This is a genomic window from Pseudonocardia ammonioxydans, assembly GCF_900115005.1.
Classification (GTDB): domain Bacteria; phylum Actinomycetota; class Actinomycetes; order Mycobacteriales; family Pseudonocardiaceae; genus Pseudonocardia; species Pseudonocardia ammonioxydans.
The window spans coordinates 96,440-104,622 of the sequence record NZ_FOUY01000004.1; the positions used below are offsets into that span (position 1 = coordinate 96,440).

Sequence of the window (8,183 nt, forward strand, 5' to 3'; positions counted from 1 at the left end):
ACCGTGCCGCATCGGCCCGTGTCCGGCTGAAGGAGCGCCTCACGCAATCCCCGGACTCACAGTTTCATCTCAGTTGTCCTGTATGCGTGCTTCTGGTCGATCTGATACCGGGAGGCGGGTTAGTCTGCCCGGCGACGGGTCGAGCCGGTGCAGGGAAGCGAGGTCGGAAACCGTGAACTCAGTGGTCCTGACACTGGTCGGCATAGCGATCATCGTCGCCGGCTACCTCCTCTACTCGAAGTACCTGGCCACGCGGGTCTACAAGCTGAGCCCGTCGTTCACGACGCCGTCGCGGGAGTTCACCGACGGCGTCGACTACGTCCCGACCAACAAGTTCGTCCTCTGGGGACACCACTTCACCTCCGTTGCCGGCGCAGCCCCGATCGTCGGCCCGGCCGTCGCGGTGATCTGGGGCTGGGTGCCGGCGTTCCTGTGGGTCACGCTGGGCACGGTGTTCTTCGCCGGCATGCACGACCTGGGTGCGCTCTGGGCGTCGGTACGGAGCAAGGGCCAGTCCATCGGGTCGCTGTCCGGACGCTACATCGGCAGCCGGGGCCGGAACCTGTTCCTCATCGTCATCTTCCTGTTGCTGCTGATGGTGAACGCGGTCTTCGCCGTGGTCATCGCCGAGCTCCTGGTCGCCCAGCCCACGGCCGTGATCCCGGTCTGGGGCGCGATCGTCGTCGCCGTGCTGATCGGCCAGGCGATCTACCGGATGAAGTGGAACCTGCCGCTCGTGTCGGTCGTGGGCGTCGTCGCGCTCTACGCGCTGATCCTGCTGGGGGACCGCTTCCCGATCGAGCTGCCGGACACCGTCCTGGGGCTGTCGACCGGCGCGTTCTGGATCATCGTCCTGTTCCTGTACGCCGGTGTCGCCTCGACCCTGCCGGTCTGGATGCTGCTGCAGCCGCGCGACTACATCAACGGGCTCCAGCTGTTCATCGGCCTGGGCATCCTGTACGCCGCGATCCTCGTCTCCGCGCCGACGATCGTGGCTCCGGCCGTGAACGAGAATCCGCCCCCCGGCACGCCCGGCCTCGTGCCACTGCTGTTCGTCACCATCGCGTGCGGTGCGATCTCCGGGTTCCACGGCATGGTCTCCTCCGGCACGTCGTCGAAGCAGCTGGACAAGGAGACCGACGCGCGCTTCGTCGGCTACTTCGGCGCCGTCGGGGAGGGCCTGCTGGCGCTGGGCACGATCATCGTCGTCACGGCCGGGTTCGAGACGCTCGCGAGCTGGGAGGAGACCTACTCCGCGTTCAACGAGGGCGGTGTGGTCACGTTCGTCACCTCGGGCGGGTCGATCCTCAACGACGGTCTCGCCATCCCGGTGTCACTGTCCGCCACGATCCTCGCCACGATGGCGGTGCTGTTCGCGGCGACCACGATGGACACCGGCGTGCGGTTGCAGCGCTACATCGTCGAGGAGATCGGCGGCCTCATGGGGCTGCGGTTCAGCACGTTCGTGGCCACCGTCATCGTGATCGTCTTCGGTTTGGGGCTGTCCTTCGGCGCGGACGTGACCGGGTCCGGCGAGGGCGGCATGGTGATCTGGCCGTTGTTCGGCACCACCAATCAGCTCTTGGCCGCGCTGACACTGGCGATCATCACCGTGATGCTGGTCCGCAGACGGCGTCCCTACCTACCTGTGCTGCTGCCGCTGCTGTTCGTGCTGGTGATGACGGTCCACGCGCTGCTCGTGCAGGTCGTGGAGTTCTACAACGAGGGCAACTGGCTGTTGCTGGTCATGGACCTCGTCATCCTCGTCGCGGCGGCGTGGGTCGTCGTCGAGTCGGCGATGGCGATCGGGCGTGCCCGCAACGAGGAGCCGGACCCCGAGGACGAGGTGGCCGAAGCGGGTACCCGGGATGAGTCCGGACGGTAGCGGGCTTGTGGCGTTCTGCCGTCGCGTCGCCGCCGGGCTCGAGGAGTTCTATGCCGCGCCGTACCGGCGGTCGTTCGCGCGGGCGAAACGCGACGAGGACGACCTGTTCATGATGATGGTGCTCTCGGAGGCACTCGGATTACCCAATCCGGCCGGCTACTACACGATGGAACTGCTTCCCGCCGTCTACGAGAACTTCCACGAATGGCACCGCCGGATGGGAATGGAACGCTCACCGCTGGACGAGATCTCGTGTTGCTAGATCTGGCCGGTCGCCGTCGCGTGCTGTTCTTCGGTGGCAAGGGCGGCGTGGGGAAGACGTCGGTCGCCGCCGCAGTCGGCCTCGCCCAGGCGCGTGCCGGGCGGAAGGTGCTGCTGGTCTCTACCGACCCGGCCCACAACCTGGGGCACCTGTGGCAGCGCACCATCGGCCCCGAGGTCGTCGGCCTGGCCGATCAGCTCGACGGCGTCGAGATCGACCCGGAGGCGACGACGGACGAGCACCTCTCGGCGGTACGGGAGACGCTGTACTCGGTGATGCCGCAGCACCTGCGGGGCGAGGTGGACCGGTACCTGAACCTGTCCCGGCAGTCACCGGGCACGCACGAGGCCGCCGTCCTGGAACGGATCGCCGGTGTGCTGCAGACGGGATTGCCGAGCTACGACCTGATCGTGTTCGACACGGCGCCCTCCGGGCACACGTCGCGGTTGATGGCGTTGCCGGAGATCATGGCGTCGTGGACGGAGGGGCTGCTGCGCAATCGGCGGAGGTCGGAGAAGCTCGGTGCCGCCGTCCGCGGGCTGACCCGGGACACGAACCGGAGCGGGCTCGTCGAGGACACCCCACACGACCCGTTGGTCGAGCGTGACCTGCGGATCCGGCGGATCCTGCTCGCCCGACGTGAGAGGTTCGAGGCGCTCCGGGACACCCTGAGGGACGAGGCGCTCACCTCCTTCGTCGTCGTCCTGACTGCGGAACGGCTGCCGGTGCTGGAGAGCGTCGAGCTCCACGGCCATCTCCGGGCGGCCGGGGTCCATGTCGGACAGCTCGTGGTCAACCGACGTTCCCCGGCGGACGCGGGGGAGTTCCTGATGCAGCGCCGGGAGCTCGAGGAGCAGTTCATGGAGATGCTCAGCGGGAAACTCCCCGGCATCCCCGTGACCGAGCTGCCGTTGCTACCGGGTGAGCTGGTCGGTGCGGACGCGGTCGGCCGCTTCGCCGACATGATGGGCTGACGGGCGACCGCCGCGGACGATCGGCTGTCGACCTCGTTGATCGGGGTCGACCTCGCCGGAGCAGGCCTCCGGTTCCACGCTGACTGGCTGCTCCTCGACGCCAACGTGTCTGATCGCGTCACGACGCGGCATCGACGGACCGGTCGTCGGCGTCGGTCGCCGAGTGGTGGCTCTGCGACACACGCGCCTTGGACATGCCCAAGGCATCCTGAAGGCGGCCGGGTGAAGTCGCGGTGGTCGGTCGCGAAGATCCACTCCAGAGTGAACTCCTCGTTGTCGAAGAAGTCGATCAGCGCTTCCTGCACGCCGTCACGGGCGTCGGAGAAGCGCTCGAAGTCCAGGCCGACGAAGGCGTTGCCGGGGAGGCCTTCGACGATGGCCGACCACAGCCCGTCCTCGCGGTTCACGTCGACCGTGTAGGTGCTCATCAGCGTTCATCCACTTCTCCCCGAAGTACGGCGCGAGCCGCTCCTCCAGGTTCCGCAGACCCGTCCAGGTCAGTTCGCGTGGAGATCGGTCAGCGAGAAGCGGACGATCTCGGCTCCGGACGCGCCGACCAGCGCATACCAGCGGTGTGAACCTCGTCCCCGAGATCTCGACAACGGTCGTCGAGTGCCGACGGGTCGTGCGGCGGACGATCTGCATCGTCGTCGAGTACTTGGTCCGGCGGTTCACCACGATGCCAGGTCCAGCGGGCCGAACGGGCACGCGTTGAGCCCGCTGAACGGATCCGGCGAGCAGTCGTGCACCACGACCGAAGCCCGCGAGCCTCAGCGAAGTCGCTTCGGCCTTGCAGCGTCGGTCGGGTCGTGTGGGTGTCGGCACCTCACCGGCTGTGCGAGGCGCGGGCGCTCGCCATGCTCCGGGACGGCATTCGGGCGTGAGTCCGGACAGCCGTTCGCCGCCGAGGTGCGCGAGGTGGTTCACGCGGCTCGGCCCCACCGGGGGCATTCGCACCCGCGAACTGTCGGGGGTGCCCGGGATGGTGACGCCCATGACTATCGACGACTTCACCCGCACGCCCAGCCGCTCCGTGGAGATCTGGCGCGGAGTGCTGCACGACATGATCGATGAAGTGCTGGACCGGATCCTGGAGGAAACCGGCGCTGCGCCGGACCGCAGTATCGATGACCGGCCCGACGACGAGTTCTCCGCTGACGAGTTCTCCGCTGATGAGTTCCACGAGGACGAGCGGCCCGAGGACGGATGGCCCGGAGAGGAGGACGAGGAGCCGCCCGGAACTCGACCGTCGATGGAGGAGATTGCCGAGGTCGGGACGCAGTTGCGGGCGAGCCTCGGCGCGGCGCTCGACCGGGGCACCCGGTTCTGGGGCTGCGATGGCACCCTGCGGTGCACTCGGGCCTGGGCCGAGCACTTCGGTGTGCTCCCCGACCTGTTCGTGGAGCGCTACCGCTGCGCCGGCCTGCACTGCGACTGCGCGGTGATGCGCGGGGTTCTCGGGCGGGCCGACCTGCCGCGATGTCCGCTCCGGTCGCACAGCCCCGACCAGCGCGGCTCGTCCACGCCGTAACGTCCCCGGCCGGTGCACGAGAGCTGTTCGATCTCGTGCGGGCAGCGCTGGTGCACCCCGGGCGGTGGTCGGCAAGCCGGCGCGGGGCGACTGCTCCCTGGTGGCGGTTGGTAGGGGCGGTCGTGGTGCGATCGTCGCCGTGTCGCTCACCGAGTACGTGGCGGGCCTGGGCGCCGAGCCGCTGACCGCGCTGCTCGAGCACCGCGCGGACGTCCGCGTCGAACGGCGCACGGCTGATGTGGCAGGGCGTACGAATCTCTCGTGCGTCGGGACGAGCCCATGGGACGTACTACGTCCGGCCGGAGGTCTGACGGACCCGCGGTCAGCGTGCCTGCGCCGCCCGGTCGGCCAGCATGCTGCGGTGCTGCACCAGCGCCTTGCGCGCGGCCTTCGCCACCGCCTTGACCGAGTGCTGCGAGCCGACGGCCTCGAGAACGTCCGCGACCCGCGGGTGGTCGAGCCGCCACAGCGCACCCACGAGCTCCTGCGGACCGGATCGCCCGCCCGCGTCGACCATCGCGACCACCTCCTCGGCACCCGCCGCGTCCAGCGCGGCGGCCAGCACGTCGACCAGTCCGCACAGGAACCGGGTCGGGTCGACGGTGTCCGGATCGATCGCGCCCTGCTCGGCCATCCAGTTCAGCACGATCCCGTCGTGCGGCCCCTTGAGGTGCGGACGGACCGCCTCGACGGCCGCGTCCCCGGCGAGATCCTCGAGGGCCTGCAGTCCGGCCATCGCGACGATGCTCTCCCGGTTCCCGTCCAGCGCCGCCGCAGCCAGGGCGACGGTCGCGGCGCCCGGGTCGGGCTGGGCGGCGAACCAGGTACGGGCGTCGGCCATCCACTCCGTCGGATCGGTCGCGCCCACCAGGTCGAGGATCTGACCGGGCCCGGCCTCCGCCGGGTCCACCCGCTCGGCCACCTCGATCCCGCCCTCGCGGGCCAGCAGCACCGCCTGGCGGACGCCGACCGGGGTCAACGAGACCCGGCCGCCGATCTCGTGCGCCTCGTCGCAGTCGTCGCAGTAGCTCGACTCGCGATCCACGATCTGCACGGCACCGAGGGAGACCAGCCGTTCCAGTTGCTCGCGGACGGTGCTCACCACGAGCTCGTCGATGAACATGGCTGCCCCGCCCAGCGGGGGAAGGACGGTACGGCGCGCCGTCTCAATCAGCTCGTCGGTCTCCGCGTCGCCGTGGAGGAGCTCGACCAGGTGCACGATCACGCATCCGTCGAGGAGATCCCCCGCCGGCTCGATCATGTCGAGGAGCGGCACCCGACGTATCCCCACGCCGCTCTCCACCGCCGTGCGGAAGATCTTGTCGTGGGCGGCGACGGCGTCGAGCGCGGCGAACCGGGCGACCGCGACCAGCTTGCCCTTGTGCCGCCGCACCGCGCCCGACCCGACCGCCAGGTGGACGTACCAGCTCAGCGTCGGCAACTCGTCGGCCGAGGTGAGCTTCCGCCTGCCGCCGAAGGTCGGGTCGTCGCCCGTGGACAGGGCCTCGACGAGATGACGCGCGTCGGCGAGGCGCAGGTTCCCCTTGGCTGTGAGGGTCCGGCCGGGTTCGGCACAGTAGTCGGCGAGAGCACGGATCGTGCGCAGCAGCGGCGCGGAGGCGGCCGCGGCGTGCACGGCGTCGTCATCGGGGACGCGTACCGGCCCGATCCGGAGCGGCCCGTCGCTGTCGTCGCCCTCGTCGTCGAACAGCTCGCGCAGCTGGTCGAGCACCCCGGGAGACTGCTCCGTCATCCGGGAGAACACCGCGTCGAGGTCCTCCGTCGAGCCCGGTTCGCCGGGGCCGATGCCGCCCGCGCCGGCGAAGAGGCTCTTGGCCATCCCGAAGTTCGCCGGGTTCCCCATCTCCTCGACGAACCGGTTCCGGCTGCGCTCGCAGTGCGCGCGGATCCTGCTCGGCGGGTCGCCGCCGGCCAGCGTCCCGGTGTGGGCGAGGAACTCCACGAACGCCGCGACCGTGGCAGGGATACCGGCGCAGTCCTGCGGGTCCGCGGAGAGCTTGCGCGGGCACCACTCGAGCAGGAACTCGTCGACGTCGGCGATCCGCCAGTGGTCGAGGGCCCCGTCGCCGTAGCCCCATTTCCAGTCCATGAGCAGGCCCGCGTCGTCCGGGTCGCCGGGCACGTCGTGTGTGTTCAGCCAGCCCGCGAACTGCTCGCCGAGTTCGTCACGGCGGGCGTGGAACGCGTCCTCGTCCTCGGGCTCGAACCGCATTCGCATCGGCACAGTGTGGCGACCTCGTCGGAGACGGGATCCGCGGGGTGGTCGGTGCACGCGGTCGGCAGTTCCCGGGTACCTATCGAGGGGTCGACTCCCCGAACCGCTCCGGCCGGAAGGGCGCCAGGTCGATCGTCGGCGTCCCGCCGAGCACGAGGTCGGCGACCAGCGACCCGGCGTACGGGGCGAGGGTGAGGCCCTTCGGCCCGAACCCCCCGGTGACGACGACGTGCGGGTGCCCGGGCAGCGGTCCGATCACCGGCCGGTCGTCGCGGGAGACCGGGCGCAACCCGACGCGGGTCTCGGCCAGGGTGGCGTCGGCCAACCCGGGCGCGACGGTGAGCCCGTGCCGGAGCACCTCGAGCTGCCCGGCGGCGGTGATCCGGTGGTCGAACCCGGAGCCGTCCTCGCGGGTCGCGCCGATCACCACCCGGGAGCCGGGGAACGCGAGCATGTAGTGGCCGGTGAGCGGGGACAGCACCGGCCAGTGCCCGGTCGGCGGGCTCGACTCCCCGGGCAGGTCGAGGTGGGTGATCTGTCCGCGTTGGGGTGCGATGCCGAGCCGGACGCCCAGCGGCGCGACGAGGTCGTCGCTCCACGCTCCCGCCGCCACCACCACGGCGTCGGCGGGCACCGGCTCGCCGTCGATCCGGACCCCGGTCTCGTCCAGCTCGGCGCGACCGGCATGTTCGGCGGCCCCGCCGGCGCGGGCGGCGTCGAGCAGGCTCGCCCGCAACCGGCGGCCGTCGACCCGGGCGCCGCCGGTGATGTGCACCGACGCCAGCTCGGGCGCCAGCGGCGGGAACAGCTCCCGGGTCTGCGCCGCGTCCAGCAGCTGCACCGTGCCCGCCGCCGGGTGCTCGTGCGCCCGCGCTGCGACTCGCCGGTGCACCGACTCCAGCTCACGTTCGTCGGCGGCGGCCACCAGCGCTCCGACCCGCGCGTACGAGGTGTCGAGTGCGGTGCGGTCGCCCAGCTCGGACACGAGCCGCGGGTAGTAGCTCGCGGCCGCGGCGGCGAACGGGTACAGCCGCTCGTCGCGCAGGTCCCACGGGGAGACGATGCCCGCCCCGGCCGCCGTCGCGGCACCGGCACGGTCGGCGTCCACGAGCACGACCTCGGCACCGCGCCAGGCCAGGTGGTAGGCGGCACTCGCCCCGGCGATCCCGGACCCGACCACGACGACGCGCACGTCTCGCACCCTGTCACACCGACCTGCCACACCGACCTGCCACACCACCGGGCCGCCGGAGCGAGCCTCCACTCCCGGGCCGGGGTTGGAGGACCGGGCCGGC

At 70.8% G+C, this 8,183-nt stretch carries 6 protein-coding genes; 4 read left to right on the plus strand and 2 right to left on the minus strand.

The features are described from left to right. Positions 1-172: 172 nt before the first annotated feature. From BM093_RS05915 to BM093_RS05930, 4 genes are all read left to right on the plus strand, one after another. Positions 173-1,885 carry a carbon starvation CstA family protein gene (locus tag BM093_RS05915; protein ID WP_093338378.1) on the plus strand — a complete coding sequence of 571 codons (1,713 nt, stop codon included), beginning with the start codon at positions 173-175 and terminating at the stop codon, positions 1,883-1,885. Then, on the plus strand, positions 1,869-2,147 hold the full coding sequence (locus BM093_RS05920) for a cory-CC-star protein (protein ID WP_093338382.1): 279 nt from the start codon (positions 1,869-1,871) through the stop codon (positions 2,145-2,147). The genes BM093_RS05915 and BM093_RS05920 overlap by 17 nt, the downstream gene beginning before the upstream one ends. Continuing rightward, positions 2,138-3,121 (plus strand): ArsA family ATPase, encoded by a 984-nt coding sequence (locus tag BM093_RS05925; RefSeq protein WP_093338384.1) that lies wholly within the window; start codon positions 2,138-2,140, stop codon positions 3,119-3,121. The genes BM093_RS05920 and BM093_RS05925 overlap by 10 nt, the downstream gene beginning before the upstream one ends. 973 nt (positions 3,122-4,094) lie before the next feature. Further along, positions 4,095-4,652, plus strand: coding sequence for a hypothetical protein (locus BM093_RS05930; RefSeq protein ID WP_093338387.1), 558 nt, complete (start codon positions 4,095-4,097; stop codon positions 4,650-4,652). A 322-nt stretch (positions 4,653-4,974) separates the two neighbouring features. Here the strand turns inward: BM093_RS05930 and BM093_RS05935 are convergent, their stop codons facing one another. Then, positions 4,975-6,891: a hypothetical protein gene (locus BM093_RS05935; RefSeq protein WP_143105271.1), complete on the minus strand. Its 1,917-nt coding sequence runs from the start codon at positions 6,889-6,891 to the stop codon at positions 4,975-4,977. A 76-nt stretch (positions 6,892-6,967) separates the two neighbouring features. Then, positions 6,968-8,080, minus strand: coding sequence for an NAD(P)/FAD-dependent oxidoreductase (locus tag BM093_RS05940; RefSeq protein ID WP_093338699.1), 1,113 nt, complete (start codon positions 8,078-8,080; stop codon positions 6,968-6,970). Between the last annotated feature and the right edge of the window lie 103 nt (positions 8,081-8,183).

Excerpts from the sequence above, each read along its gene's own strand:
- BM093_RS05920 (WP_093338382.1), top strand. The coding sequence starts at position 1,869 with ATGAGTCCGGACGGTAGCGGGCTTGTGGCGTTCTGCCGTCGCGTCGCC.
- BM093_RS05935 (WP_143105271.1), bottom strand. The coding sequence starts at position 6,891 with ATGCGAATGCGGTTCGAGCCCGAGGACGAGGACGCGTTCCACGCCCGC.